The sequence below is a fragment of the Dyadobacter soli genome (genome assembly GCF_900101885.1).
Taxonomy (GTDB): domain Bacteria; phylum Bacteroidota; class Bacteroidia; order Cytophagales; family Spirosomataceae; genus Dyadobacter; species Dyadobacter soli.
The window spans coordinates 64,135-90,338 of record NZ_FNAN01000020.1 but is presented as its reverse complement, the minus strand read 5'-3'; the positions used below and the strand labels follow the sequence as shown (position 1 = coordinate 90,338).

The window sequence follows — 26,204 nt, the reverse complement described above, 5'->3', positions numbered from 1 at the left end:
ATCGTAAAGAGATTGGTCGAGACAATCGGAACGTCCTGTTGTACATATGCCCGCCACCAAGCCAAGTATTTCAATAAAATCCATTTGTTACATTTTTGGGTTCTGTCCTATCAGTGCGGTTTCTATTGTTTCCCGAAGGTTATGTGACAGCATGATCTCACTCATTCATCTTCCTGATCGTGGCCCTGCGTTTTGACGATCTTGTTGTAAACACCCAGTAACAAAAAAGGCGCTGCCCACTGCCCGACAAATAACGCGTCATGCTTCTGACCCATTATTTTCAGCGCTAGAGACACGCCCATAGCCCCGAGCGAAGCCCAGAGGAAAATGTCTGAGGGCAATTTGGCGGTTTGCTGTTCGATTGCCTCTGCAACTTTACCTTCGCCATGCGTGGCGTCTGCTAGATTTTTCATATGAATTGATTTTAGTGTCGCTCCGGTATATAAAAATCATTCCTACTGTGCTGGGCAAGGCGTGGCGAGCGCGCGCCAAAAAACGCTGGCACAATTATTAGCTAGACCGGCCATCTCTTCATCTGACACTTATCGGCATGACCATCAACTTACAAAAAGACCTGCTTTGCTTTTCGCATCTAAGGTCGGATTTCGTGTTTCAACGCCCTCAGCATCTGATGACACGCTTCGCAGAAATTGCGCATGTGTATTTCCTCGAAGAACCGATCTTCGACTGTCCGGGGCAACCCTTTCTTCAAATGGAAGAAAAGCAGGAAAATCTGTGGATTTGTGTGCCGCATTTACCCCGCGGAAGCAGTCCCGAAGCAACTGTGACAATGATCGGTGAAATCCTGGAATCATTCTTCGAAAAACGGGATTGCGGAAATTTTATCTTCTGGTACTACACGCCAATGGCCCTGCCGTTCTCGGAGACATTCAAACCTGCGATGACTGTCTACGACTGCATGGACGAATTGTCCGGATTCAAATTTGCACCTGAAGGCATCAGGCAGAATGAACGGCAGTTGCTCGAACGAGCGGATGTAGTTTTCACGGGAGGAACAAGCCTTTACGAAGCTAAGAAAAGCAGTCACAACAACATCCATCCATTTCCGAGTAGTATCGACAAGGCACATTTTGGAACTGCGCGCGGCGGTCAGGCCGAGCCGCAGGACCAGGCAGCCATCACCGGTATCAAGCTGGGCTTCTACGGCGTACTGGACGAACGTTTGGACCAGGAACTGATCAGGGATATTGCCACACGAAGGCCAGACTGGCATATTGTGCTGATAGGCCCGGTTGTCAAGATCGATCCTGCCGAGCTGCCGCAGGCCGACAACATTCACTATATGGGCCCGCGAAGTTATCAGCTTCTGCCCGCCTATCTGTCGGGCTGGGACGTGGCGCTCATTCCATTTCTTCTGAATGAATCCACCCGATTTATCAGTCCTACCAAAACACCCGAATACCTGGCAGCCGGAAAGCCGGTCGTCTCTTCGCCGATCCGGGATGTTGTTTATCCATACGAAGAAATAGGCCTTTTCAGCATCGCCAACGACGCTGATACATTCATTACAGCCATCGAAAAAGAGCTCACGCACGCCGCCGACCCGCATTGGATGCACGCGGTTGATGAATTCCTGTCGGACAAATCCTGGGAACATACTTTCAGCGCCATGGTAAAACTGATGATGAAGGTTCAGAAGCCGGAACGTCCGGTTGTGCCGGTCACCAAACTGAAAAATGCAAGTTAACAATGGCCATCGACGGCAAAATATGGATACGACCTTCAATACATTCTGGATGGCAGGTTTTGAATCGGCCGATCTGCTTAATAGCAGTGGCGACCGGATTGATATGCTTCGGATTACAGGCCATGAGGAGCTTGTCAGAGAAGACTACGCGCGCGTTTGCTCGGTAGGCATCCGGACTGTCAGAGAAGGCATCAGATGGAGCGTGGTGGAATTCTTACCCTATCGCTATAATTTCGACACTGTACTGAATATGCTGAATGCCGCCAAAGAATACGGGGTGCAGCAGATCTGGGACATTTGTCATTTCGGTTACCCGTCGGATTTGAGCCCGCTCCATCCCCATTTCACATCCCGTTTTGTGGCGCTTTGTGAGGCTTTCGTTAATTTCTGCCTACTGCATCGTCCAATGCGCATATTGTATGTGACGCCCATCAATGAAGTGAGCTTCCTTTCCTGGCTGGGCGGTGAGGTAGGTTCAACTGCTCCCTATTGTATCAAGAATGGCTGGGAAGTGAAGTACGCTTTGATGCGCGCGTATATTGCTGGTGCGAAAGCCATGAAACAAATCAGCGACCTGGTGCGCATCGTCACCACTGAGCCGCTGGTCAACATGGTGCCCGAGCTGGACACTGGCTTAGATGACCTGGCCTTGGCTGCCACCGAAAATGAATTGCAGTTCCAGTCCGTCGATATGCTTTGCGGGCGTATCTGCCCTGAATTGGGAGGGAGCGAAGATCTGCCGGACATATTGGGGTTCAACTATTACTATAATAACCAATGGATTATCGGCAAGTTTCAGTTCCTGGGGTGGAATGACCCCATACCCGATCCCAGGTGGCGGCCGCTCGCCGAATTGCTCGAAAATGCCTGGCGCCGGTATGACAGGCCCATCATACTGTCCGAAACGAGCCACCCCAAAGAGGACAGGCCGGTCTGGATAGCCATGGTAGCCGCTGAATGTGCAAAACTGATTGACCGCGAAGTACCGCTTCTGGGTGTTTGTCTTTACCCGATTATCGACCGACCCGACTGGGATCAGCCCGACATCTGGCACCAATCGGGTTTGTGGGACGAAGGTTTCAACGGCCGTCACCGCCGGGTACTTCACTTTCCATCGGCTATGGCCCTTTCAGCCGGTCAGCAGCTTATAGCCCGGCACTTGGGGCGGAAACATCAAACCCAGGATTGACGCGTTTTTGCTGCGCTCACTGCTTCTTGATCATTCGCCAGGTGTCAAGCCATCGATGCGTGCCCGGGGAACTGCCTCAAAAATAGCCGCTCGGCAAGCTCTTCCAGAAAAAGGGCGGTAGCTGCTTCGTCCGACAACGCAGCACCCAGCACACGCTGGGGATCCGCCAGATTCTTTTGTTCACTGATCTCCAATGCCTGCTCGTAACAGCTCATTTTATATTGTATGACCTTTGTGATCAAAAATGTGTAGGTTAAATCGTTGACGCAGCCTCTTTGATGGTTACCGGCAACTGCGCAAATTTGCTTTTCCAGCTCGTCGGCGATACTGTCTGTAAAGCTTCCAGCTGACGCTTCGTAGTTTTTGGCAAGTCGCCGCTGGTGGTGTTCTGATATTGCCAGCGCCCGGCGAAGGGTGCGCGACAGCTCCGACGAACTGACTGAAAGCAACACTTGTGGGATGATCCTTGTAAGTTGCTGCTCTACATGGATCGCGCGACCTACGCCTGCATTGACCTGCTTTGTACCGGTGCTGAATGTTGAAATGCTTTCCATTGAATCAGGTTGATGTGAAAGCACCACCGCATATAAAAACTGTACCCGATAAAGCATTTTATCTAGAAGGCTGCATCCCAATTGCTAAGTCACACACCCCAACGTGCAACGAACCTTATTTGAAATGTTGTACCGAGGCCTGGCTGGCTGCTAATTGTCAGATCAGCCCGTAACAGCTCGCATAACCGTTTGACGATCGAAAGGCCAATGCCTTCTCCTTTGTGAGCGAAAGCGGAAACTGTCGTCGTACCTAGGGCCATTTGCCGCAATTGATGATCGTCCGCACTACAAGGCGTAGGTAACTGCTCAGCAACTTGATCGTCAACCTTCGGCAATCCGGGTCCGGTGTCCTGCACGGTAACTGTCCAGTCGCCTTCGGCGGTCATTGCCCAGCAGACCGAGACCCAGCCCGAAGTCGTGTGTTTGAGCGCATTCAGCACCAGGTTTTGAATAATGCGCTGTAACAATAGCGGGTCGCAATCGACCAATAGACTGGCCGGGCCGTCTGACTTAAATTCCAGGCCACGCTCTGCGGCCAAGGGGAGGTAAGTTGATGTAAGCGCTGTCAACAAATCCCCCACATCAACAAGCCGTATCTGTGCAGTCTCCTTCCCGGCTTCAAGCCTTGCCAAGTCCATAAGCTGAGTTACCATTGTATGGCAACTGCCCAGGTTTCTTCGCAAAATTTCAAGAACATGACGCCGTTCCTGGTCTGAGCCGATTACCAGCTCCAATAGTGCAGCAGCCCCTTGCAAGGTGCCAAAACTTCCCCGCAAATCGTGCGAAGAGTTGCGCAAAAGATCGCTGCGCTGCTTGCCAATTTCGTTCAGTTCGGTCAGAGCCTTTTCCAGCGCTTCAACGCGCGAAGCTGCCGCCTGCCGTTGCAGGTCAGCATATTGTGAGATGCTACCGGTATTGATCTGATTACCAAACTCGAAGAGCTGCTCATAACGGGTTGAAATCTCGCTGGAACTAGTTGAAGGGTACAACTGCCAGAAAGCGCGAAGCTCGCCCAGAAGCAAACGGCCCAGGTGCTGCATTTCAGCGGACAAGCTAGCCAAAGAGTAGCCCCTCTCCCACCGGTGCAGTCCATGCTGGGAAGCGAGTGAATTGATTTCCGGGTCTTTTTTACCACCATCGAGCCTGGCACCAAGCATATCCAGCATAACTGGCACCTGATTGATAAACTGTTTCTTGGTCAGGGTGGCCGCGCCTTTCAGTGAAAAGTCATGCTCACAGGCGGCACGCCAGTCGTTGAGCAGGTCCTGCCGCCGGCCGGCAAGAAATGTGGTAAGGTGCCCGGCAGATACTCCGTCAGCACGATCGGAAATTACCATTGCATTTTCGATTAAAAGCCTACGTCCGGCAGGAGCGGTGTTCCGGAGGTTTTTTCCCAATTAGGCGACCAGGCGGTTGATTGATACTCAGAGGTTGGGATTGCTATAAAGGTAGTAGTTCTCACGGATTTATGGGTATTGATGACCCTCAGTTTTAAAAGTAATTTCAAAAATGCGGCGCACTAGTTGTGCGCAGCATTTGGCACAGCTTTTGAATGTATGCCGGACGTTCGAAAAAATCCGCCTTGGTAATTCGCAGAAAGTGAAAGAACTACAATCAAACATGGCACAGGCAAAGACAATTTTTCTGGTCGATGACGATGAAGACGACTTCGAGTTTATGCATGATGCGTTAACAGAGGCTATTGAGGATGTTAGGGTCGTACAGGTACAAAATCCTTTCCATTTAACACAGGCACTCGAAGCCAACCGCGACGGTTCAGCAAAGCTTATATTACTGGATGTGAACATGCCAGCAATGAATGGTTTCGAATTGCTTGCCAGTATCAAGCACCAGGAGCATTACAGACCAATCCCGGTAGTGATGGTTTCGACAACCACTAACCAACAGCAGGTAAATAAGGCATACAGTATGGGCGCAAATGCCTTTATTGTCAAACCGGTTACCATGGAAGAATACAGGAGTATGGCCCGCGGGGTAGGCCTTTGCTTTCTGAACAGTTACGGACCAGCATGCGAGACACCTCCGGGCCATAAATTGAAAATTAAAACGATTGTGGTCGTCGAAGACAACGACGATTACTGGTACCTGATGAACGCCGCGCTAAAAAGCTGCATGCAACAGTACAATATCATCCGGATCGTCGACACTGACCGGATGAACACTTTCTTAAACCATGAATTGCACAGCATTCTGCCGCCGGTGGATTTGATCCTGGTTGACCTTTACCTTCCTGACCGCCAGCAAGGCCTGGACCTGATCAGGCAGATACGCAGCTTACCGGGGATGGGAGGACTTGAAAATATCCCGGTGATCGTTTTCAGCTACTCCGATGACCCCCACGATATTGACGACGCTTACAGCAGCCATGCCAGTGCCTACCTGATTAAGCCGGTAGATCTGTCAGGCTGGTCATTTTATTTTGAAAATTTGCTCCACTTTTGGTCGGATACTGTCCGGCCGCCGCGTCCTTAACAGTAGATATGTGCAAGTGAGCTATAACCTCGAACATTTCCAATGAAACGCTATCCCAGCGCCATACCAACCACCGGCATATCCGCTTCGGCACCCGGTGACAGCGAACGAATCCAGGAAATGTATTCGCGGCTTGTCGAGCGTTTCGACCAGGACATAAACAGGGCGTCTTGAAGCTGCTCAACCCAGCCAACATAATATCCAGGTCCTTGCAGGAAGCGAACTGGCAGCCATCATGGATAGTTGCGCCGAAATTATTAAAATCAGGTCTGAGCCGGACTACCATCAAGATATGCACGATTTCCGGAGCCACGTGTAGCATCGGTTATTTCTTGGGCTCGTCAGTATTGGTCGAATCCCTTCCCGGCAGCGTCATTTTTTGCTCATCGCTATTCTCGATGAGACTGCCTAATAAGTCGAGCCATTCACCCCATCTGCTTGTGGATCGACCACCGCATCAGTGTTCTGGCCGCGCGCCTGCTCACTTGTCAGTAGGCCGACCGACACCTCAAAGAGTCCCATGACAAGGTGGGGTAAATAAACCTGCTCGGCAAACCCAAATAGCCAGGGCGAAGCGGCTAGTAGCGCGCCTGAAACCAAATCCACAATTAAATGGGCCCACATAGGGATGCTCCTGACGATGCCTCCTTCATAATCGGTAAAAAGGGACATCGTAAGTGCTGTGGCGGCGACCGCAATCACCGTCCAGGTCGCGGGTACCGACTCGGTAAACCCAAAGATCCACGGGGATGCGAAAAAAATAATCCCGGCGATATAGTCAATCTTGGCATGCATGCTTGTGCTGAGTACTTTCATTATCATCAGAATTTATGGTGGGTCTATCACCGGGAGCGGCTAACACCCGCCGGCGAGAGCAGCGCCCTTGTAAAAATCTATTCCAACGATAAATCCGCTCGCCAGCGACCGGAATGGTTTTTATGATTCACCGACGCCTTTTGAAAATCTTAACCGGCGTTATCAGGTAGGCGCCTGGCTTTATTGCAAACTGTCCAGAACATATTATGAAAAAACGCCACAGCAGAAAGCTCTTGCAGGTCTCGCTAGGAATCTGCGCCCTGGTACCGATTTTTTCAGGCCTGTTAGGGATGGCCGGAAACAACAATCCTATTTATTCGGACTTAGAAAAGCCAGTGGGCCTGCTGCTGGATAGCAATCTCCGCTTTTTGAACGGGCTTTCAGTAGGCATTGGAGTTTGCACCCTGTCGATCATTGGGGATATCAAACACAGGTCTGCGGAGCTAAGAATTATCTGCTTTGTCATCTTTCTGGGAGCGATCGGTAGACTGCTGTCGGCCGCTAATTACGGTTTCGCCCCCTTCCCCTACAACATATTTCCGTTTTTGGAGGCGGCACTTCCGCCCCTCTTTGTTTTTTGGCAGTCCAAAGTAGCGGCCAGCGCCACGTGACGGTTTAACACCAGCGGTTCTGGCACACATTTAATAGGCACGCCGGCCAGATCAAAACAAATGTTTATGAAAAAGCTAAGTGTAATTTTTATCCTTTTATGCGGCATGGCCGCAGTAGTTTCATGCGACGATGACGACGACCAGCCAATGACCACGATCCCGGAAAGTGACCGGATGTTTGTCAGCAGTGCCGCAGACGGAGGAATGTTTGAGGTCAAAGCCGGGGAAATGGCCGTTTCGAAAGGTGATTCCAGCAAAACAGGAGTGGTAATGGCCGGCGACTCGATGAGTATCAGGTCTTTTGGGCAAATGATGGTAACAGACCATACCAAGGCAAACAATGAACTAAAAACGATCGCCGACAGGAAAGAAGTTGCTATCCCTGCCACGCTCTCGGACGCTAAACAAAAGATGCTCGACAGCCTTTCGGCAGCATCTGGCGCCGCTTTCAACGGCATGTATACCAGAATGATGGTAAGCTCACACCGGGAAACGGTCGCTTTGTTTGAAAAAGAATCCAGTTCAGGCCAGGATCAAGACCTAAAATCATGGGCAGGCGCTACACTGCCGACCCTGAAACATCACTTGGAGATGGCTGAAATGATGCACGATCAGTAAACGACGCTCCCAGTAATTGACCGAATTTCTCAACTTCTAAAACTGATCATTATGTTTCACCATGTAAAGGAATTGCAATTCAATGCCAGGGTCTCGCGGCCCGATCCGAAATTCGCCCGATTGCTACTGGAACAATTTGGAGGTAGCAACGGGGAGCTGAAAGCTGCCATGCAATATTTTGTACAGGCGTTCAGTTGCCGCTATCCGTACCCTGATAAGTACGATCTGCTGATGGATATCGCCACCGAGGAATTCAGCCACTTGGAAATTGTCGGCGCGACAATCCAGATGCTGCTCAGCGGCGTCAACGGAGAGCTCAAAGATACGGCAGATGAATCCGAGATCATGAAACTGCTCGACGGGAAAGCGGCCAAGGAAGAGTTTATCCATGAAGCCATTGTCAACCCGCATTTTGGGGTGCTTTCCGGCGGCGGTCCGATGCTGACTGACAGCAACGGTATTCCCTGGACGGCCGCCTATGTAAATGCCAATGGTGATTTAACCGTTGATCTTCGGTCAAATATTGCTGCTGAATCGCGGGCGAAGATTGTCTATGAATACCTGATGAAATTCACCGACGACGAAGCGGTGAAAGAAACACTACGCTTTCTGATGACAAGGGAGGTTGCCCATTACCAGATGTTTGAAGCTGCGCTGGCTACTATCCAGCCCAATTTCCCACCTGGCGTGCTGCAAGGCGACCCACGGTTTAGCAACCTGTACTTCAACATGTCCAGCGGTGCGGATGCGCGCGGGCCATGGAATGACGGGACCAGCACGCAGCTTGGCGAGGCCTGGCAGTTCATTGAAGACCCTTTACAGCATGTGCTTGATACCAATGGTCTAAGCGAGGCCTCACCGACCGGTGCCTCACGCACACCGCAGGAGGTGAGCCAGCTCAACGCGCAGCTTGGCAGGCAGCGCAGCGAAGAGATTGCTGCTGCCACCAGCGAAATTGACATGCAATGGAGCACTTACACCAAAAGTGGCGGAAAGATTGAGGATGAATATTGATGAGCCGACTATAGAAAACTTTGCTCCGCAGCACGGGGATCGGGTTGACATTGTTTTTTATACCGATCCACTGTGTTGTTGGAGTTGGGCTTTCCAACCAATATGGCACCGATTTCTCCAGAGCTATGGCGACAGCGTCAGATTCCAGCTATGTATGGGAGGGATGATCCCGGATTGGGAAACGTTCAATGACCCGTTCAACTCCATTGACCGGCCGGCCCAAATGGGCCCTTTGTGGATGCATGTGGCAGAGATGACGGGCGCCCAGATCGATGAGCAGGTGTGGACCCGCGACGCACCGTCATCCTCCTACCCTGCTTGCCTTGCCGTCAAATCGGCGGGGTTGCAATCAGAACGGGCAGGGCACTTGTACCTTTATGTAGCACAAGAAGCAGTAATGAAAGATGCTTTGAACATCTCAAAACGGGAAGTGCTGATCCAGATCGCCGCAAGGTTATCAGAAAAATATCCCAATCTCTTCTCCTGCGAAACGTTTATTAACGACTTCAATAACCAGGCTGGGATACAGGCTTTAAAGGCTGACCTGGAAAAAGTGCGCTATCATAAAATCGGGCGTTTCCCGACGGTAACGATGACTATAAAGGGACAAGGGTTGATTTTAACTGGCTACCGGCCATTCGATGTTTTGGAGCAGGCCTTCATTCATGTTGCTCGGTCATTTACTGCTGCATCCGCAGCGCGCTAAAAAGGTTTTCGATGTTTTTCGTAAAAAGGGCAAAAGCATTTACAGAGCATTTGCCTTTTTTGTCCCTGCCTGAGTAGCGGTCGAACTACTTGCCTTTTTTTGATGCCCGGTCCCTTCACCTGTCCGGCGCTCACCTTGCGTAACGTGCAGGCTCCCGGCGACAGCGCGCCTGCAAAGGAAGCAGTCCTGGAAGCCGGAGCAGACCTGATAGGCAACCACAGTTGACCGATACTAACTAGCCCGAAGCATAGCTTGATTGCAAAGAGCTACCTTGGCTTGGTTTTTTAGCACAATCCACCAACAATTTTAAGCACCCGTTTACTGAATTTACCTGGCCAACTGCCGGAAGGTATCAATAGCAATGGGCTTATACTAGGTAACCGATCATGGAGAAACGAAACATCATTGTTATAGGGGCTTCCATGGGCGGCTTCGACGCGCTTAAAAAGATCGCCACAGACCTTCCGGCAGACTTGGACGCGGCTATTTTTATAGTTTGGCATATGTCCCCTTATGTAAGGGGCGTATTACCCCAGGCGTTGAACAAGGTATGCGGTATCCCTGCCGCACACGCCTTCGACGGCGAGCGCATTACCATGAACCGGATCTATGTCGCCCCGCCCGATCACCATATGATCCTGGAAGACGGTATAATAAGGGTAACGCATGGTCCGAAGGAAAACCGGTTCCGGCCAGCGGTCGATCCCCTTTTCCGCTCGGCCGCTTACATTTATGGCAACCGTGTGATCGGGGTAATCCTTTCCGGCGCGCTCGATGACGGTACCGCAGGTCTTTGGACAGTAAAATATCTGGGCGGACTGGCTTTGGTTCAGGACCCAGCCGATGCCGAAGTGCCGTCGATGCCTGAAAGTGCAATCAGGCAGGTAACAACCGATCACATTACTCCCTTAATAGAGATCGCACAAACGCTAGTTGGTCTTGCCTCTGAGTCAGTCGGTGAAAAAAAACAGGTAGCAATGAAGGAAAAAGAAAAAACGAAGGCCGAAATTCGCATGGCGACAGAGGTGGATCCGGTCGAAGTAGATATCACAAAATACGGACAGTTGAGCCCTTATGCCTGCCCGGAGTGCCACGGCGTGCTTACCTTGATCAGGGACGGGGATATCACCCGTTTCCGTTGTCATACAGGTCACGCTTACTCATCAGGATCACTGTTAAGCGCATTAACTGAAAAGGTAGAAGAAGACATTTATGGAACCCTGCGCGGCCTGGATGAGACGATCTTGCTGCTCAATCAGTTAGGAGATCATTTTGCGGAAGCAAACCATGCTCGCCTGGCCGCAGTATATTTTCAGCAGGCCGAGCACACCACAGGGCGAGCGGCGCTGATCCGTCAAGCTGCGACATTGCAGGCTTCATTCGAACCGGTACAAAACGAAGATCAGTTGCCCGAGTAAGTGATGGCGGCGCCTGATCGAAAACTAAATCCTGAAAGGAAGTGAGTAAAAAGGCAAAAAACGAAGCGAATGCGCCAGCTACCAACCCAATGGTAGTGGTCGGTATCGGCGCATCGGCCGGCGGGGTGGAAGCGCTGCAGGCCTTTTTTGAGCAGGTATTTCCTGAATCCGGAATGGCCTATGTGGTGATCCTGCATCTGTCGCCGGATTACGATAGTCAACTCACTAGTATCTTACGGCAGGTAGCGCAAATACCGGTCATCAAAGTCGAAGAAGACATTTCGATTCAGCCGGATCACATTTACGTGGTATCACCCAACCAGCATTTGCGGATGCTGGACGGAACGATTCTTGTTTCAGATAATAAAAAGGTTGAGGACCGCAGGGCACCGGTTGACATTTTCTTTCGGACCCTGGCAGAGTCGCACGGCCCGCATGCGATCGCAGTCATACTTTCCGGTACCGGCGCGAACGGATCGATGGGTGTCAAGCGGGTCAAGGAAAACGGAGGGGCCATTTTTGTTCAAAGCCCAAAGGAGGCGCTATACAATGAAATGCCCCGCCATACAATCGCTACCGATCTGGTAGACGGCATCCTTGTGGCAGCTGAGATCCCGGCCCGATTGCGGGAATACCGTGACAGTCTTCAAACGGTTTCCATTCCCACAGAGGCACGCATGCGCCCCGAAGATCAGCAGCAAGCCCTGCGCGAAATCTTCACCCACCTGCGCCTGCGCACAGGACATGATTTTTCCAATTACAAAAGGCCAACGCTTATGCGAAGGCTTGAACGCAGGATCAGTGTCAGAAACCTGGACGGCCTACCTGCATATGCGGCCTACCTGCGGGAGAACCCCGAAGAAAGCAGGGCGTTATTAAAAGACCTGCTGATTTCTGTCACCAATTTTTTCCGTGATGGGAAAGTATTTTCAGCTCTTGAAGAAGATATTTTGCCGCGCCTGATCCGCGAGCGGGCAGCTGGCGAATCGGTCCGGATCTGGGTAACTGCCTGCGCAACAGGAGAAGAAGCCTACTCGATCGCCATGCTGATGGCTGAGCTGACCTTCGGCGTAATAGATGCCCCAAAAGTGCAGATCTTCGCCACCGACATTGATGAATCGGCCATCGTCACAGCGCGCGAAGGCAGGTATACCATCAACGATGCCGCCGATATATCTACCGAACGGCTGCAACGTTTCTTTGTCCTGGAAGGGGATGATTACCGCGTGCGTCAGGAGATACGCGAAATGATATTGTTTGCCCACCAGAACGTGCTTAAAGACCCACCGTTCTCGCGCCTTGACCTGGTCACCTGCCGGAATCTTTTAATTTACCTGAACCAGGCCGCACAGGAGAGGGTGATGGAGACTTTCCACTTTGCATTAAAACCTGGCGGCTATCTGATGCTGGGCCTTTCTGAAACCACCGACAGCGCAGGCGACCTATTTGCCAACATCAGCCGGGAACATCATATCTACCAAAGCCGGCCAGTTGCCATACGCCCCTACCCGGTCCCGGAAAACGTGCCGCTGGCCATTCCTGAAAAGCGGCACGAGCCGGCGGTAGTTTCCAGCGGCGAAAGCCGCAACCTGAGCGAACGGGTTAATTTTGGGGATTTGCACCACCAATTGATCGAGCAGTACGCCCCGCCATCGATCATCGTCAACGAAGAATATGATATCCTGCACCTGTCCGGAAAGGCAGGCAGGTTTGTACATATCTTCGGAGAACCTTCCAAAAACCTTTTGAAACTGGTCAGGCCTGAATTGCGCCTGGAATTGCGGACTGCATTGTATCAGGCTGTGCAAAGGCAAACAAATGTGGAAGCCCGGAATTTAAGGGTCCAGATCGAAGACAAAACCGAAATCATAAACCTGCATGTCCGCCCGGTGATAGAACCGGGAAATCAGTCGCGCAGTAACCCCGCGCAAGGCCTTATTGTAATCCTTTTCGAACCGACCGATGAGCCGGACGGGTCCGTAAAAAGTTTACTCACCTCCGAAGAGCCGATGGCCCAGCAGCTGGAAGCAGAACTGATGCATGTCAGGGGCCAACTCCGTTCATCGGTAGAGCAGCACGAAACGCAGGCAGAAGAGCTGAAAGCCTCCAACGAGGAACTGCAAGCAATGAACGAAGAGCTTCGTTCGGCTGCCGAAGAGCTCGAAACCAGCAAGGAAGAGTTGCAGTCGATCAACGAGGAGCTGACAACGGTTAATCAGGAGTTGAAGGTCAAAGTGGAAGAAATTTCCATGACCAGCAATAACTTTCAGAACCTGATTAACTCCACGGATCTGGCGACCTTGTTTTTGGACCGGAGCCTTCGCGTAAATTTGTTTACCCCTGCGGCAAGATCAATTTTCAACCTGATCCCCTCGGATAGCGGCCGGCCTCTGAGCGATATAACCAACTCGCTGGATTATACCGGGCTGCAAGAAGACGCGCGCAAAGTGCTGGAAAGCCTCTTACCCGTCGAGCGGGAAGTACAAACGCATGACCATCGCGTCTTTCTCACGCGTATTCTTCCCTACCGGACAGCGGAAGATCGTATCAATGGCATCGTTCTCACATTTGTTGATATTACACGGCGTAAAGCGGCAGAAGAGGCCGTGAGACAATCCGAGGAGCGGATGCGCCTTGTATTTGAAAGCGCTAAGGACTACGCTATCCTTACCCTTGACCTTAAAAGACAGGTGACTAGTTGGAGCCCTGGCGCGCAGGCCATGACCGGCTTTTCGGAGGCTGAAATTATGGGGCAGCCAGGTGACATTCTTTTCACGCCCGAAGACCGTGATACCGGCCAGCCAGCCCTGGAAGAAAAGACGGCACGCGAAAATGGGCATGCTGAAAATGAGCGCTGGCACCTGCGCAAGGACGGCAGCCGGTTTTGGGGTTCCGGCTCGATGTCGCCTTTAAAGGATTCCAGCGGAAAACTTCTGGGATTAGTTAAGATCATGCGGGATTTGACCGAGCGCCGTGCGGCAGAAGAAGCGCGCTCATTCCTGGCCGCCATTGTCGAATCATCGCAAGACTCGATTATGACCGTAAACTTTGAAGGTGTCATCACCAGCTGGAACAAGGCTGCCGAAGATTTGTATGGTTATTCGGCTGCCCAGGCAGTGGGAAAACCATTAACCATGCTTACGCTTCCCGAAGACCTGGCCCGTGTGCTCAGTGACACAGACAAAATCAAGCATTCACAGCGCGTTGAAATATTTGATACGATCCGCGTTAACAAAGACGGGCGCGAAATGCACCTGGAAGTGGTGATGTCGCCAGTTAAAGATGGGAACGGTAGGCCCATCGGGGTCTCCACGATTGCCCGGGATATCACCATGCGCAAGCGTGCTGAACATGAGCAGGCCCTTAAAACCCTGACCTTGCAGCAACAGACCGAATCCATGGCGCGCACCGGTAGCTGGGAGTATGACCGGGTGACTGGCCATTTCAGCTGGTCGGAAGGAATGTACCATCTTTTTGGCTTGCCGACAGGTAAGCAGGTACATCCGGATATATACCTTCAGACGACAATATCAGCTGATCTGGCTATTGCCCAAGAGTTTACAGATTGGCTCAAAAATGGCGAGCACACATTCGAGCAGGTACTGCGTATCCACAGTCAGGATACGGTAAAATACCTGAAAGTGAAAGGCGCTCCCCTACCCTCACAGGATCAAATATCTAAAAAAATGCTGGGTATCGATTGGGACATTACCGACCATATCCTTGCCCAGGAGCAGCTCAGGCAAAGCGAAGCCCAGCTTAGAACGCTGGTCGAAAACACACCGGATGTGATCACGCGCTGGGACAGTGAGCTCAGGCTCATTTTCGCCAATCACGCCTTTGTGATCAAGACCGGGCAGCAGCTCGAAGACCTGCTGGGCAAAAACAATGTGCAGATGGGCCAGCCCGACGACATTGCAGGCCCCTATATGGCTAGTTTGCAAAAGGTTTTCCGCACCGGCCAGCCGCAGGAGCACTATAATACTTTCCCCACGCCAGATGGCGAATCCGCCTTTTACTCGCGGATGGTGCCCGAACGTGGTGTGGACGACTCCGTTCAGACGGTGCTCGCAATAGCCCGCGACATCACAGACATGCAAAATGCCCAGGTGCAAATACGTCAGCTTGCCGAAAATCTGCAAGCAGTGCTGGACGCGTCTCCGGCTTTCATCGGTTTGTTAAAAGCCGTGCACAGCAAGCAAGCGCCGGATCAAATCAATGATTTCATGTTGGCCGTAGGCAACCAAAAACTATCCGTCTTCTTAGGCCACTCGCTTAGCGAGCTGCTCGGGAGCCATTCCAGAGAGTTTGAGCCACTGCTATGGGGAGGTGATACATTAGATTTTCTACGAGATGTATATTTATCGCACCAAGCCAGGTATGACGAGAAGCTAATAAACCATATGGGCCAAGAGCGGTGGTTAGGTGTCTCGGTCAGCAGACAGGACGACGGTGTGGTACTGACAGGACTGGATATCACCGAGCTCAAAGAAGCCCAGTCGCAACAGCAAGTCTGGCTGGCAGAACTGGAAAAGTCCAGCCAAAGCGCAGAAAACCTGGAACAACTTCGCAATGCATTGAAGGAGCGCGGGGAATTGCTAAGGTCCGCATCCCATGATCTCAGAGGCCAGGTCGGGGTGATAGCCTCTGCCACGCAGCTTCTGGGAATGGCGGGAAAGGAATCGGACAGCAATGTGCTGATCCAGATGATCCAGCGCAACATCGGACAGATGACCCACTTGATGAGCAGCTTACTCGACTACGCCAGACTGGAATCGGGGCAAGAGGTAATCCGGATCAGCAGATTTGATGTGGCCGAGCTTTTACAAGGACTTATTGATGGAACCGAGGCTTTTGCGACTGAACGTAAGTTATGGCTCAGGAGCAACGGCCCGGGTACACTTGAAATCGATAGTGACCCGGTCCAGATCCGGCGAATCGCCCAAAACCTGATGCTCAACGCGCTGAAATATACCAGCTCGGGAGGCGTGACAGTCAGTTGGCAATCTTTGGATGGCGGTGATGGCTGGCAACTGAGTGTTGCCGACACAGGACCGGGCCTTTCAGACCAGCAAATTGCCCGTCTCACCCACCAGAACAGCAAAGACACCGATTTACAGGCAAACCCAATCAGAATGCCCGGCAGCGAAGGCATTGGTCTGTCGATCGTCGCTCAGTTATGTAAAATGCTCGGCGGCGAACTGCAGGTCGAAAGTGAAACAGCAAAAGGAACAATCTTTGTGATACGCTTCACGAATATCAAATAGCGCTCGTTTTAATATAAACTTACCGATAGGCGTATGAGTGGATCTTGCTTAGTTTACCTGGTGGATGATGACGCAGATTACCAGTACCTGGTCGGCCAGGTATTTAACATTTTTCTGCCCCAGCACCGTATCCGGTTTTTTGCCAATGGGGCCGACCTGGTCAACGCAATCCATTCAACCTCGCCGACCGCGACTGAACTCCCGGCAGCGATCTTGCTTGACGTAGATATGCCGCACATGGACGGGTTTCAAACCTTGGCTGCGATTAAACAACAGCCCGGCTGGCAGCAAATCAACGTGATTATGATGACCAATCGCGACCAGGCAGAATACCGTGAAGAATCCGAGCGATTAGGGGCATTTGCATTTCTTTTAAAGCCAATCAGCTTGCCTGAAATACAAAAAGAAATGACCCAAATATGTGAAACAGGCGGTAATTTCCCGGGATAAAGTCGGGATATGTACGAAGCCTACAAGAATGCCAGTTTGAATACGCATAACGTTGCGTATTTACCTACGCCTGAGTAATGCAACTACCAGCGTAACTGCGGCAAGTCCTATGAATGCCTTTTTTGCTAAGCCTTTTGCATTGTGCTTTATTTCCGCCCGACCACCCATTTCCGAAAACACATCCGGAATATGGCCAGATTTGAAATCCTCGGCAACCCCTTCGAACATGTTGATGCGGTCGGCAACGAGCAGGGCGATCCAATGCATCACATGCGACTCGCTGTACTTAAAAGCAAAACGGCGGAGCTTACCACTCAGTCCGCTTGGCGGGTTGGGAGATCCGAAAACGGCTGATACGCCCGGGCGCTCATTGGAATGCAAAATTTCAACACGCTCGGGCTGCTGTGCCGGCCTTTCCCAGATCATACCCTTATTGTCGTTTTCGGTCCGGCGCTTCATAGGATAGGCCGGAACATCGAGAGGGTCCTGGTCTATCCCCCAACCATTGATGTGACTGTAATCTTCAAGTGTCTTTTTCATAATGTTTATTTTCTGGCTGATGGCGGGATCAGGATTGTTTTAATACAATTATCAAGCTTGCCCGAAAAAATATGGTACGCATCCGAAACTTCTTCCAGCGGAACGCGGTGGGTTATGATCCCTTTGGGGTCAATGCGGCCTGCCCGGACATGCTCAATCAACCTCGGGAGAAGCCGTTTGACAGACGCCTGGTTAGCCCTGATAGTAATGCCTTTATTGACCACATTCCCAATGGGGATAATATTCCCTGTTGGCCCATACACACCTACTATCGACACGACCCCACCCTTTTTCACGGCATTGATCGCCCAATGGAGTGCAGTTGCTGCGCCAGCCTGCAACATGAGTTTCCGGCCGGTAATGGTATGAAAAGCGCTTCCCGCCGCCTCGCAGCCGACAGCGTCAATGCACACATCGGCCCCGATCCAGTCGGTGGTTTTCTTGATAAAGAGCACAGGATCTTCCAGCGACCGAAAATTGTAGGCTTCACATTGCGCATACTGCTTCACAAAATCCAGGCGGTATTCGATATGATCGATCACGATCACGCGTCCGGCACCAAAAAGCCAGGCGCATTTGGCTGCCATGATCCCAATCGGCCCAGCGCCGAAAACTACCACCGTATCGCCCGGTTTGATCCCGGCCATTTCGGCTGCCTGATATCCTGTCGGAACCACATCGGTGAGCAGTACCGCGTCGTCATGGTCCATTCCTTCCGGGATCAGGATCGGGCCTACGTCCGCATAGGGAACCCGTACATATTCGGCCTGTCCGCCATCGTATCCCCCGGCGGTATGCGAGTAGCCAAATATGCCGCCCACAGCAGTGGCTTCGGGGTTGGATTCATGGCAGTTTCCAAAAAGTTCCTGTTCGCAGAAAACACATTTTCCACAAGATACATTGAACGGGACAAGCACGTTATCTCCGACCTTAAGGTTTCTTACATCCGAGCCGATCTCTTCCACCACTCCGATAAACTCGTGGCCAAATGTTGTCCCCACGCGGGTGTCAGGCACCATTCCATGATACAAATGCAGGTCGGAGCCGCAAATGCAGGATCGGGTAACCCTTACAATGGCATCGCCTGAATGCTCGATCTGCGGCAAAGGTTTATTGTAATCGGCCCGTATCCGGTACGGGCCCCGGTAATTCATTGCTAACATATGTTCAGTTTTAGAATGTTGATGAAGAAAACACGACAGCGAATTTTATAAAGCATGGTTAACAATGACCTTCATGATCTACCCGTTGCACCCCAATGGTCTTTCAAATTTTACCGCTATCATCGCGGGTTAGGATGCGTTGCCCACACCGCTTATCTAGTATTTTGAGCAACTTTTCCCCTATTTTCACGGGTTTCGCAAGCATTGTTAAAAACCATGCCAGAAGCTTGTCTTCTAACAGGCTGGTTGAGCGCTTACCATATGATTTACATTAGTGTCGCACGCAGTGCCATGTACCTGGCAACCTACTGACCATCGTATGTTCAGTTTTGAACAGTACTCCACTCAAAAACGAACGCCCCTTACGCCACCTATTGGTTTAAAAATCTCATTACTAGGCAATCAAGGCATATTTGGATCTCTGGCTCGCCATTTGCTATGCAAAGTGAAAAGATATTATTTCTGGTCTGATCCGTGCGCATATGAAAGGTACCCAATTGGGCGAATTTGAAGAAGTGGTGCTGCTGACAGTAGCATTGTTATACGATAATGCTTACAGCGTAGGGGTTCTGGAAGCGCTCGACGAGCACTTGGGACGCCCCATGAGCCTGGGTGTCGTGCACAGGACACTGCAACGCCTGGAAGAGAAGAAGCTGGTGGTTTCCAGGTTCGGGGAAGCATCTGCCGAGCGGGGCGGGCGGAGCAAGCGTCTGTTTACAGTCACCTGTGAAGGCGAGCTAGCCCTGCGTGAGGCAAGGCGCATCCGTAATATGCTTTGGGAGGGCATCTCAGAAACAGCATTCGGGCACTGATATGAAACCCAAAACCTTCCAACCGCCACGCTGGGCCGAACGGCTCATCGGGCGCATTGCCGCAAGCGATTTGCAAGAAGAGATTCTGGGCGATCTTTATGAGCTGTTTCAAAAACGAATCAGGCGGTTTGGGCTCCTTGCCGCGCAACTGTTTTACATGCTGGACATCGTCCTGCTGATACATCCCAGGCTCTGGCGGCGCGCGCCTGAGAAGGTGCAACCAAGCCTCTACCTTGCCGATTCTTCTACACCCAATCCCATAGCCATGCTTAGTAATTATATTAAAGTCGCATTCAGAAAATTAAACCGCCAAAAATCCTACACGGCCATCAACGCCGTGAGCCTCACCATGGGCATTGCATGTGCAGTGCTTATTTTTTCTTTGGTAAAATACCACCTGAGCTTCGAGGATTTTCACACCGGCAAAGACCGGATCTTCCGCATCTACTCCGAACTCCATGGCGAAAAGATCGCCTATAACACTGGCGTTCCGAATCCGATGGGTCAGGCATTCCGCTCCGAATATGCGGTTGCAGAAACAGTCGGACGCATCGCATATTTGCCTAAACGGGTAGTATCTCTGCCATCCGGTAACCGGTTTGAAGAAGATATTGCATTCGCCGATCCGGAGTTCTTCTCTATTTTCAACTTTCCGCTCATTGAAGGTAGCGCCTCGCACGCATTGCAGGGACAAAACGCAGCACTGATCACCGAGCAACTTGCCAGAAAATACTTTGGAGACTCAGATGCTGTCGGTCAGACGCTCCGGATCGACGATTCGCTCATGGTGCGGGTTACCGGTGTGCTTGCCAATCTCCCCGATAACACCGACTTCCGTTCACAGATATTTGTGCCGTTCGGCAACCTGCAACGCCATAGCCCGTGGATGGTCGAAAAAGACTGGTGGATGAGTGTGAATAAGGAAATGCAGTGCTTCGTCCGGCTGAAACCAGGTATTTCGGCCGCGTCGGTCAATACGACTGTTTTTCCCGCAATTTCCAATAGGCACTATGACAAAGAAGCTTCAAAATACTTCCGCTTCAAGCTCCAACAGCTGGCCGATGTGCATTTCAATATGGAATTGCGCGGCAAAACGGATAAGAAAAATCTGTACACCTTTGCCTGGATTGGCTTTTTTCTCGTGCTAACCGCCTGTGTCAACTTCGTGAACCTCGCTACGGCGCAGGCAGTAGCCCGCTCGCGGGAAATAGGCGTTCGTAAGGCGCTGGGCAGTCAACGCGGCGCATTGTTCTGGCAATTCATGACCGAAACGGCGGTGATCGCAACGGGTGCCCTGGTAGTTGCAGTCGGATTGGCCTATCTTTCTGTCCCGATGGTAAACCAGCTTTTTGAAATTAACCTATCCATTAACCCATTTAAGGATATTCACCTGCTTGCATTCCTGGTCACTTTGCTAGTGGTCGTCGTATTCTGCTCTGGCGCGTATCCGGGCTTGATACTTGCCCGCTTCCAACCGGTGGTAGCCTTAAAAGGCAAACTTACGCAAAGCTCGCCTCATGGGTTTTCGCTCCGTAAAGGGTTGGTTGTAGGCCAGTTTGCAATCTCCCAGCTACTGATCATAGGAACGCTGGTGATGACAAACCAACTACGCTATTCGCAGCAGGCCAATTTGGGTTTTGAAAAAAATGCAATAGTAATTCTGCCGGTGCCTGACAATCAAACGTCTAAAATCACTTCATTAAAAAGCGAATTAAACAGGCTTGTAGACATCGAAAATGTCACATTTTTCGATACCCCGCCCGCATCCGACGCAATTGGCCGCAGCAATATGCAGTTCGATAGCCGTCCCGAACACGAGCAATTCATGATTTCCATCAAAGCCGCGGATGACCAATATGTACCGATGTTTAAAATACCTGTGCTTGCTGGCCGCAACCTAAATCCGTCCGATACGATACGCGAGTACTTGCTCAACGAAACGGCCATTAAAGCACTGGGGTTAAAAACAATGGATGACGCCATCGGCAAAGCAGCAACCATCAACGGCCGGCGGGGTACCGTTGTCGGCGTGGTAAAAGACTTCCACTTCCGGTCTCTGCGCACGGCCATCGAACCCCTTTGCATGACTACTCGTGGCGAGGCTTACGGCAGTTGCGGGCTAAAAATCAATCTATCCAACATGTCATCGACCATTGCCAGACTGGAAACCGAGTGGGCGAAAATTTACCCGTCATCCATTTTCACCTACCGGTTTATGGACGAAGACGTCGAGCGGCTCTACAAACTCGACAATGTGCTGCTGCGCCTTTTTCAGGCATTTGCTGCGGTGGCTATCTTCGTTGGATGTCTTGGGTTATACGGTCTGGTTTCCTTCATGGCTAATCAAAAGACCAAGGAAATAGGTGTTCGAAAAGTGCTGGGCGCGAAAACTTCGGATGTCCTGTGGCTTTTTGGAAAAGAATTTTTGCAACTGTTACTAATCGCATTTCTGGTAGCTTCACCGCTAGGATGGTGGTTTACGAACAATTGGCTCCGCGATTTTGCGTACCATATCGAACCTGGCCCCGGGATTTTCGTACTGGCCATCATGATTACCATGCTTGTTGCATTTTTTACCGTCGGGTTCCGCAGCATCAAAGCTTCGTTGGCTAACCCGATCAAAACGCTGCGATCCGAATAGTAGGCATTAAGAAGTTTGCGCTCGATATGTGGTTGAGAATACCTCGTAATCTATGTTCATCATAAGCCCAGATCTTTGCCCAACACAAATTATTCTTTATCAGTTGATACAGCAAAAGTGAATGTTCAGGTTGAAAAAGTTACGATACAACTACTTTTCGCTCGCAGCTGCGAAGTAAGATTGTCAATTTGCAGTCCCAAAACGCTTTCTCATTTACTCAATCAATGCGAATGCAATTGTAATCGCCTGTTTTTGCTTTGTTGTTCTGCATGTTTTTGCAAACTTATTCATCTGAGGTTAAGGCAAGCAACGTTCGTTTTATCAAAACTAAGTAGGAAGCTGTTTCAACACCAAGTTTAATCATGCAATTCCAGATTTGCCCCTTATCGCACGAAGACTTCACCGACGTCACCTCTGTTTGGGAAGACTCCGTGCGCGCTACTCACTATTTCCTTTCAGAAGCCGATATTCGGTTTTACAAACCATTAATTATCAAAGAATATTTACCCACGTTGATGTTATTTGGCATTCGTCACGATTCCGGCGGACTTGCCGGGTTTGTCGGAGTTGTGGACCGTAAGATTGAAATGCTCTTTGTTAGGCCGGAAGATTTTGGAAAAGGCATTGGTAAAGCGCTATGTAGGTTTGCGATTCAGGATCTGCAAGCCTGTGAAGTGGATGTCAATGAGCATAATATGCAAGCTTTGAAGTTTTATGTTAAACTCGGCTTTCAGCTCTCCGGCCGTTCTGCGCTTGACCCCAGCGGAAAACCTTTTCCCATACTGCATCTGAAAGTAATTTGAAACAGTGGCCCGGTTGAAGGCAAGCATTAGTAAAAAAATAAAAAGATTCAGGTGAGAAGCATGTTGTCAAAACGATCGGCTTTGCGTGCCGGATTAATCAGGCGGGCTGCCATCAACAATGCGAAATGGTGTAGCATTGTCTGTCAGGCTAATGGCGCCCTAGGAGTCTTTAAAGATCAGGCATGGTATTCTGTTGCGGATGTGCCGATGTATTATCCAAACATCGTTACACTTAAAGCCAGTTGCAATTGGCATCTGGTGGAGTCGATAGCCAAAAAAATCCAGGGTAAAGCTTCGCTCAAAGACAGTTTCGATACGCTTCAACTTCCCGCGTCAAAATATGAGAAACTGTTTGGCGGCAAATGGTTTGTGGCCAAGTCGATCAAACTGAGGCGTTCACGTTATGAGATCGTCAGGTCGGTGGGCACTCTGAAAGATTGGGAGGAAGCGATTAGCGATAAGCCTACAGTGTCAAAATTCAATTACAAGGTTCTGTCCCATCCGGCAGTACGAATTATCGCGGTGAAAAAGGGCGATAAGATTACAGGCGGATGTGTGCTAACCAGAAGCAACGAGGTCGTCGGGCTGACAAACTTTTTCTATCCGGAAGGCATGCAGGACGATTATTGGTTAATATGCCTTTCGGCAGCGCGGATCTTTGCCGGCAAGGCGTCCGTCGTCGGATACATGCGTGATGATTTATTACATGCAATAATGCCCGCCAGCACGATGGAATTAGGCCCTCTATCCGTGTGGAGCCGGAAAGAATCGTAGTCTAGCGAGGAATACAGTCGATGACATAGCCTGAACGGCAATGCCCAGCAATCAGGTATTCCTAAATTTAATACCTCATACACCGGGTTAGGATAAACAAATTCTCCACGCCCGCCCCCATTTGTAACGCTTCTGATCCTGCTGTACGAAAAGGTCCGTCTAAATCGATCATTCTTAGCCGGTACAAGTTCTCACCTACCTCTGGATAGCGACCGTCATCCGTTTGAACCGTTTACTGACGTTCTGTCGCTTCCGGAGTGACAGGGGTGAAGAAATTAACTAGGTTGCCATCAGGATCGCGAAAAAGCAGCGACCGGTTGCCCCATGGCATTGTGGTCGGTTCCTGCACAAGCGCTTGCCCAAGGTAGCCCGCAAGTCGTTTGAAATGCGAATCCACATCATCGACGCGAAATTCAAGAATCAGCGAACGGTTTGTGGCAGGTGAAGCGACGCTATCGCCACCAAACAACTGCAGAGTCCGCGTGCTTCCTATCGCAAGTACGGCCAATGGTGTGCGAAGTTCTGCAAAATCGTCCGTGTAACGGACAGCAGAGTAACCGGTAATCTGCTCATAAAAATCGACAAGGGCGCCTACGTTGGCGGTGATGATACGGGTCGAAACAAATGTCATAAGGGGAGTCGTTCAGTTTTTGAATTCCCAAAGAAATACCCACCGCTTGACAGCCGTATGTCAGTAGCTGAAAAAAAATACACCATATAATAAACCCCAGCAGGACCATCATCAGCATCATGGCCAGCGTGCAAGCATCTCGGCCGGTTTTCTTTGAGAAAATTCCCGGGCAATTGGTTCCCGGTTTCCATTTAAGCGCTATCAATGAAGACTTGAGTGAACGGTTGGTGGGCTGTTTGACCACGGCTCAGTCGGTTTCTGATGCGTCTTAGAAGATTTAAATATATGGAAAGGGGGACGCCGGCCTAGTTTTGCCCCCGGTTTTGAGGAATGACCGGTACCAGTTGCTTCCATTTCCAATCATTTACTAAGATTCAAATTATCTAATTGTCAAGTCATGAAAACAGCAATCAAACAGTTTTTTATTCAAATGAAGTATGGGTCGGTGTTGTTGCTAACCATTGCAGCGGCCACGCAGGGATGTAAGGAGCCTCAGGAACTTGTAGCGCCGCCTGTGACAAACGAGCAGTCGGCCGTTTTTCCCGTTGAAAGCCTGAAAGCATTTTTAGCCTCTGAAACCGGGACATCACCAAAGGAAGTGCAATACGATTCGACCAGTGAGGAGTTTATTATTCACAACGAAATCATCGTTTCGAAAAAGGACGCTGCAAACCGTCTGAACGTTTCTAAAACAGCGCAACGACGGGGCCCGTTTCTGCTTCGCGATGATGTTGCCAGACAAATCAAGATCGATATAGTCCCCGACCACACCTCGGAATGGCGGATTGCGCTCTCCGAAGCGGTGAAGGAATGGAATGCTCTTGGAGGAAAAATCCAGTTCAAGATCGTGACCACAGGTTCGCATATCACCATGGATTTTTCCCGGAAGGCAAACGGAGATATTACCTGGAAAGTCCGCGAGCCGATGCCTACCTACGAAGGATACTTTGACAAAAACCTGACAACAAATCCATCGGCCAATTACCTGTCAGCCAACCAGAAAAAAGGTGTGCTCGTCCATGCGCTTGGCCACATGATAGGCCTCTCGCACACCGGCACAACCAATGAATGGGTTCCAAGCCAAATTAATGGTACCAACCGGCTCGATCCAAAATCAGTCATGCAGCCCTATTACATGAATTGGGAAGGTTTCACTATCGACGACCGACGTGCAGCCGACTACCTATATCCAAGCAGCGGCTGGAAGCAAATGCCGGGTGAAGCACGGGATGTGGCCGCTGCTTATGGTGGGAAACTTTGGGCGATAGGCAACACTCCTGTTTCCGGCGGCTATTCGGTCCACTATTATGATGTGACCTACAAGGTTTGGAAACAGGTACCAGGCGGTGGCGTAAGGATTGCCGCCGGCGGGGCCGACAAAGCCCCATGGATTGTCAATAATGAAGGTAAAATTTTCAAACGCCTGGAAAGTGGGGCGTGGCAGCCCTATCTTGGACAGGCAACTGATATCGGGGTTGGTAAAGGCGGCGAGGCCTGGATTATCGGCAAAACTCCCGTCTCAGGCGGCTATACAATTTACAAATGGGAGAACGGTAGCTGGGCCTTAAAACCGGGCGGAGCAGTACGTATCACCGTTTTGCCTGGCGGAGATGCCATGATTGTCAATAACGTAGGCCAGATTTTTACATTTAACGGACATAATTTCGTCCAGATTCCGGGCCTTGCTTATGATATCGCCTCCGGCCCGGATTCGTATTTCTATATCATCGGCCGCACGCCGATGCCGTCGGGAGGTTACTCGATCCACCGCTGGCAGGGCAACCTGTGGACGCAGCTTCCGGGAGGCGGCACAAACATCACCGCATTCGAAGAACCCCGTGGCCCGGTTGTGACTAACAACCTTTTAAAGATCAGCCAGTGGGATGTTTAATGTAAATGCATCGCTCATAAAAACGCTTCCGGCGTAGTTAGCCACGCTTCACAAGCGGGTTGGCTACGCTTGATGCACAAAAAATTCTCCTATCAATCGAGCGCA

Annotated in this window: 23 protein-coding genes; 16 read left to right on the top strand and 7 right to left on the bottom strand. The window is 50.7% G+C overall.

Translation table 11 applies throughout. From position 1 onward, the window contains the following. Positions 1-161 precede the first annotated feature (161 nt). Positions 162-413: a hypothetical protein gene (locus tag BLQ88_RS28610; protein WP_090156442.1), complete on the bottom strand. Its 252-nt coding sequence runs from the start codon at positions 411-413 to the stop codon at positions 162-164. A gap of 218 nt (positions 414-631) precedes the next feature. Between BLQ88_RS28610 and BLQ88_RS28605 the strand changes: the two genes are divergently transcribed. Together BLQ88_RS28605 and BLQ88_RS28600 are read left to right on the top strand one after the other, a co-directional pair. After that, positions 632-1,708: a glycosyltransferase gene (locus BLQ88_RS28605; protein WP_229212910.1), complete on the top strand. Its 1,077-nt coding sequence runs from the start codon at positions 632-634 to the stop codon at positions 1,706-1,708. Positions 1,709-1,730: 22 nt separating this feature from the next. Then, positions 1,731-2,897, top strand: coding sequence for an amine oxidase (locus BLQ88_RS28600; RefSeq protein WP_229212909.1), 1,167 nt, complete (start codon positions 1,731-1,733; stop codon positions 2,895-2,897). A 44-nt stretch (positions 2,898-2,941) separates the two neighbouring features. Here the strand turns inward: BLQ88_RS28600 and BLQ88_RS28595 are convergent, their stop codons facing one another. Then, complete coding sequence (locus BLQ88_RS28595) at positions 2,942-3,451, bottom strand: DUF892 family protein (protein ID WP_176885143.1); 510 nt, start codon at positions 3,449-3,451, stop codon at positions 2,942-2,944. A gap of 89 nt (positions 3,452-3,540) precedes the next feature. Continuing rightward, complete coding sequence (locus BLQ88_RS28590; protein WP_090156439.1) at positions 3,541-4,788, bottom strand: sensor histidine kinase; 1,248 nt, start codon at positions 4,786-4,788, stop codon at positions 3,541-3,543. 172 nt (positions 4,789-4,960) lie between these two features. Between BLQ88_RS28590 and BLQ88_RS28585 the strand changes: the two genes are divergently transcribed. Then, complete coding sequence (locus tag BLQ88_RS28585) at positions 4,961-5,944, top strand: response regulator (protein WP_090156438.1); 984 nt, start codon at positions 4,961-4,963, stop codon at positions 5,942-5,944. A 408-nt stretch (positions 5,945-6,352) separates the two neighbouring features. Here the strand turns inward: BLQ88_RS28585 and BLQ88_RS28580 are convergent, their stop codons facing one another. Continuing rightward, positions 6,353-6,760, bottom strand: a complete 408-nt coding sequence (locus tag BLQ88_RS28580; RefSeq protein ID WP_090156516.1) for an SPW repeat domain-containing protein — start codon at positions 6,758-6,760, stop codon at positions 6,353-6,355. A 206-nt stretch (positions 6,761-6,966) separates the two neighbouring features. Here BLQ88_RS28580 and BLQ88_RS28575 point away from each other — a divergent pair, with 206 nt between their 5' ends. The 8 genes from BLQ88_RS28575 (at position 6,967) to BLQ88_RS28545 (ending at position 16,844) form a co-directional block, all read left to right on the top strand. Then, positions 6,967-7,371, top strand: coding sequence for a DUF4345 domain-containing protein (locus BLQ88_RS28575; protein ID WP_090156437.1), 405 nt, complete (start codon positions 6,967-6,969; stop codon positions 7,369-7,371). Between the two features lie 66 nt (positions 7,372-7,437). After that, positions 7,438-7,989: a DUF4142 domain-containing protein gene (locus BLQ88_RS28570; protein ID WP_176885141.1), complete on the top strand. Its 552-nt coding sequence runs from the start codon at positions 7,438-7,440 to the stop codon at positions 7,987-7,989. Between the two features lie 51 nt (positions 7,990-8,040). Continuing rightward, a complete protein-coding gene (locus BLQ88_RS28565; RefSeq protein ID WP_090156435.1) occupies positions 8,041-9,003 on the top strand; it encodes a manganese catalase family protein in 963 nt (320 codons plus the stop codon). Beyond that, entirely contained in the window at positions 8,993-9,709 is a 717-nt protein-coding gene (locus BLQ88_RS28560; RefSeq protein ID WP_090156434.1) for a DsbA family protein, read from the top strand. The genes BLQ88_RS28565 and BLQ88_RS28560 overlap by 11 nt, the downstream gene beginning before the upstream one ends. Positions 9,710-9,811: 102 nt before the next feature. Then, positions 9,812-9,934: a hypothetical protein gene (locus BLQ88_RS37415; protein ID WP_262485719.1), complete on the top strand. Its 123-nt coding sequence runs from the start codon at positions 9,812-9,814 to the stop codon at positions 9,932-9,934. A gap of 161 nt (positions 9,935-10,095) precedes the next feature. Next, complete coding sequence (locus BLQ88_RS28555) at positions 10,096-11,127, top strand: chemotaxis protein CheB (protein WP_090156433.1); 1,032 nt, start codon at positions 10,096-10,098, stop codon at positions 11,125-11,127. A 41-nt stretch (positions 11,128-11,168) separates the two neighbouring features. Beyond that, entirely contained in the window at positions 11,169-16,394 is a 5,226-nt protein-coding gene (locus BLQ88_RS28550; RefSeq protein ID WP_090156432.1) for a PAS domain S-box protein, read from the top strand. Between the two features lie 33 nt (positions 16,395-16,427). Continuing rightward, positions 16,428-16,844 carry a response regulator gene (locus BLQ88_RS28545; RefSeq protein WP_090156431.1) on the top strand — a complete coding sequence of 139 codons (417 nt, stop codon included), beginning with the start codon at positions 16,428-16,430 and terminating at the stop codon, positions 16,842-16,844. Between the two features lie 60 nt (positions 16,845-16,904). Here the strand turns inward: BLQ88_RS28545 and BLQ88_RS28540 are convergent, their stop codons facing one another. Further along, positions 16,905-17,384, bottom strand: a complete 480-nt coding sequence (locus BLQ88_RS28540; protein ID WP_090156430.1) for a hypothetical protein — start codon at positions 17,382-17,384, stop codon at positions 16,905-16,907. Between the two features lie 5 nt (positions 17,385-17,389). Beyond that, on the bottom strand, positions 17,390-18,547 hold the full coding sequence (locus tag BLQ88_RS28535; protein WP_090156429.1) for a zinc-dependent alcohol dehydrogenase: 1,158 nt from the start codon (positions 18,545-18,547) through the stop codon (positions 17,390-17,392). 482 nt (positions 18,548-19,029) lie between these two features. Here BLQ88_RS28535 and BLQ88_RS28530 point away from each other — a divergent pair, with 482 nt between their 5' ends. From BLQ88_RS28530 to BLQ88_RS28515, 4 genes are all read left to right on the top strand, one after another. Next, positions 19,030-19,359 carry a PadR family transcriptional regulator gene (locus tag BLQ88_RS28530; protein WP_090156428.1) on the top strand — a complete coding sequence of 110 codons (330 nt, stop codon included), beginning with the start codon at positions 19,030-19,032 and terminating at the stop codon, positions 19,357-19,359. Between the two features lies 1 nt (position 19,360). Beyond that, positions 19,361-22,000, top strand: coding sequence for an ABC transporter permease (locus tag BLQ88_RS28525; protein ID WP_090156427.1), 2,640 nt, complete (start codon positions 19,361-19,363; stop codon positions 21,998-22,000). A 362-nt stretch (positions 22,001-22,362) separates the two neighbouring features. Continuing rightward, on the top strand, positions 22,363-22,803 hold the full coding sequence (locus BLQ88_RS28520) for a GNAT family N-acetyltransferase (RefSeq protein ID WP_090156426.1): 441 nt from the start codon (positions 22,363-22,365) through the stop codon (positions 22,801-22,803). A gap of 81 nt (positions 22,804-22,884) precedes the next feature. Next, positions 22,885-23,577 (top strand): hypothetical protein, encoded by a 693-nt coding sequence (locus BLQ88_RS28515; protein ID WP_143016952.1) that lies wholly within the window; start codon positions 22,885-22,887, stop codon positions 23,575-23,577. A 232-nt stretch (positions 23,578-23,809) separates the two neighbouring features. Here the strand turns inward: BLQ88_RS28515 and BLQ88_RS28510 are convergent, their stop codons facing one another. Then, entirely contained in the window at positions 23,810-24,208 is a 399-nt protein-coding gene (locus BLQ88_RS28510; RefSeq protein WP_090156424.1) for a VOC family protein, read from the bottom strand. Positions 24,209-24,605: 397 nt separating this feature from the next. Here BLQ88_RS28510 and BLQ88_RS28505 point away from each other — a divergent pair, with 397 nt between their 5' ends. Continuing rightward, positions 24,606-26,099 carry a M57 family metalloprotease gene (locus tag BLQ88_RS28505; protein ID WP_090156423.1) on the top strand — a complete coding sequence of 498 codons (1,494 nt, stop codon included), beginning with the start codon at positions 24,606-24,608 and terminating at the stop codon, positions 26,097-26,099. Positions 26,100-26,204: the final 105 nt, after the last annotated feature.

Bases quoted from the DNA above. Each gene is read 5' to 3' on its own strand.
- BLQ88_RS28610 (WP_090156442.1), bottom strand. From the start codon at position 413: ATGAAAAATCTAGCAGACGCCACGCATGGCGAAGGTAAAGTTGCAGAG.
- BLQ88_RS28605 (WP_229212910.1), top strand. From the start codon at position 632: ATGACACGCTTCGCAGAAATTGCGCATGTGTATTTCCTCGAAGAACCG.
- BLQ88_RS28600 (WP_229212909.1), top strand. From the start codon at position 1,731: ATGGATACGACCTTCAATACATTCTGGATGGCAGGTTTTGAATCGGCC.
- BLQ88_RS28595 (WP_176885143.1), bottom strand. From the start codon at position 3,451: ATGGAAAGCATTTCAACATTCAGCACCGGTACAAAGCAGGTCAATGCA.
- BLQ88_RS28590 (WP_090156439.1), bottom strand. From the start codon at position 4,788: ATGGTAATTTCCGATCGTGCTGACGGAGTATCTGCCGGGCACCTTACC.
- BLQ88_RS28585 (WP_090156438.1), top strand. From the start codon at position 4,961: ATGCGGCGCACTAGTTGTGCGCAGCATTTGGCACAGCTTTTGAATGTA.
- BLQ88_RS28580 (WP_090156516.1), bottom strand. From the start codon at position 6,760: ATGAAAGTACTCAGCACAAGCATGCATGCCAAGATTGACTATATCGCC.
- BLQ88_RS28575 (WP_090156437.1), top strand. From the start codon at position 6,967: ATGAAAAAACGCCACAGCAGAAAGCTCTTGCAGGTCTCGCTAGGAATC.
- BLQ88_RS28570 (WP_176885141.1), top strand. From the start codon at position 7,438: ATGAAAAAGCTAAGTGTAATTTTTATCCTTTTATGCGGCATGGCCGCA.
- BLQ88_RS28565 (WP_090156435.1), top strand. From the start codon at position 8,041: ATGTTTCACCATGTAAAGGAATTGCAATTCAATGCCAGGGTCTCGCGG.
- BLQ88_RS28560 (WP_090156434.1), top strand. From the start codon at position 8,993: ATGAATATTGATGAGCCGACTATAGAAAACTTTGCTCCGCAGCACGGG.
- BLQ88_RS37415 (WP_262485719.1), top strand. From the start codon at position 9,812: ATGCCCGGTCCCTTCACCTGTCCGGCGCTCACCTTGCGTAACGTGCAG.
- BLQ88_RS28555 (WP_090156433.1), top strand. From the start codon at position 10,096: ATGGAGAAACGAAACATCATTGTTATAGGGGCTTCCATGGGCGGCTTC.
- BLQ88_RS28545 (WP_090156431.1), top strand. From the start codon at position 16,428: ATGAGTGGATCTTGCTTAGTTTACCTGGTGGATGATGACGCAGATTAC.
- BLQ88_RS28540 (WP_090156430.1), bottom strand. From the start codon at position 17,384: ATGAAAAAGACACTTGAAGATTACAGTCACATCAATGGTTGGGGGATA.
- BLQ88_RS28535 (WP_090156429.1), bottom strand. From the start codon at position 18,547: ATGTTAGCAATGAATTACCGGGGCCCGTACCGGATACGGGCCGATTAC.
- BLQ88_RS28530 (WP_090156428.1), top strand. From the start codon at position 19,030: ATGAAAGGTACCCAATTGGGCGAATTTGAAGAAGTGGTGCTGCTGACA.
- BLQ88_RS28525 (WP_090156427.1), top strand. From the start codon at position 19,361: ATGAAACCCAAAACCTTCCAACCGCCACGCTGGGCCGAACGGCTCATC.
- BLQ88_RS28520 (WP_090156426.1), top strand. From the start codon at position 22,363: ATGCAATTCCAGATTTGCCCCTTATCGCACGAAGACTTCACCGACGTC.
- BLQ88_RS28510 (WP_090156424.1), bottom strand. From the start codon at position 24,208: ATGACATTTGTTTCGACCCGTATCATCACCGCCAACGTAGGCGCCCTT.
- BLQ88_RS28505 (WP_090156423.1), top strand. From the start codon at position 24,606: ATGAAAACAGCAATCAAACAGTTTTTTATTCAAATGAAGTATGGGTCG.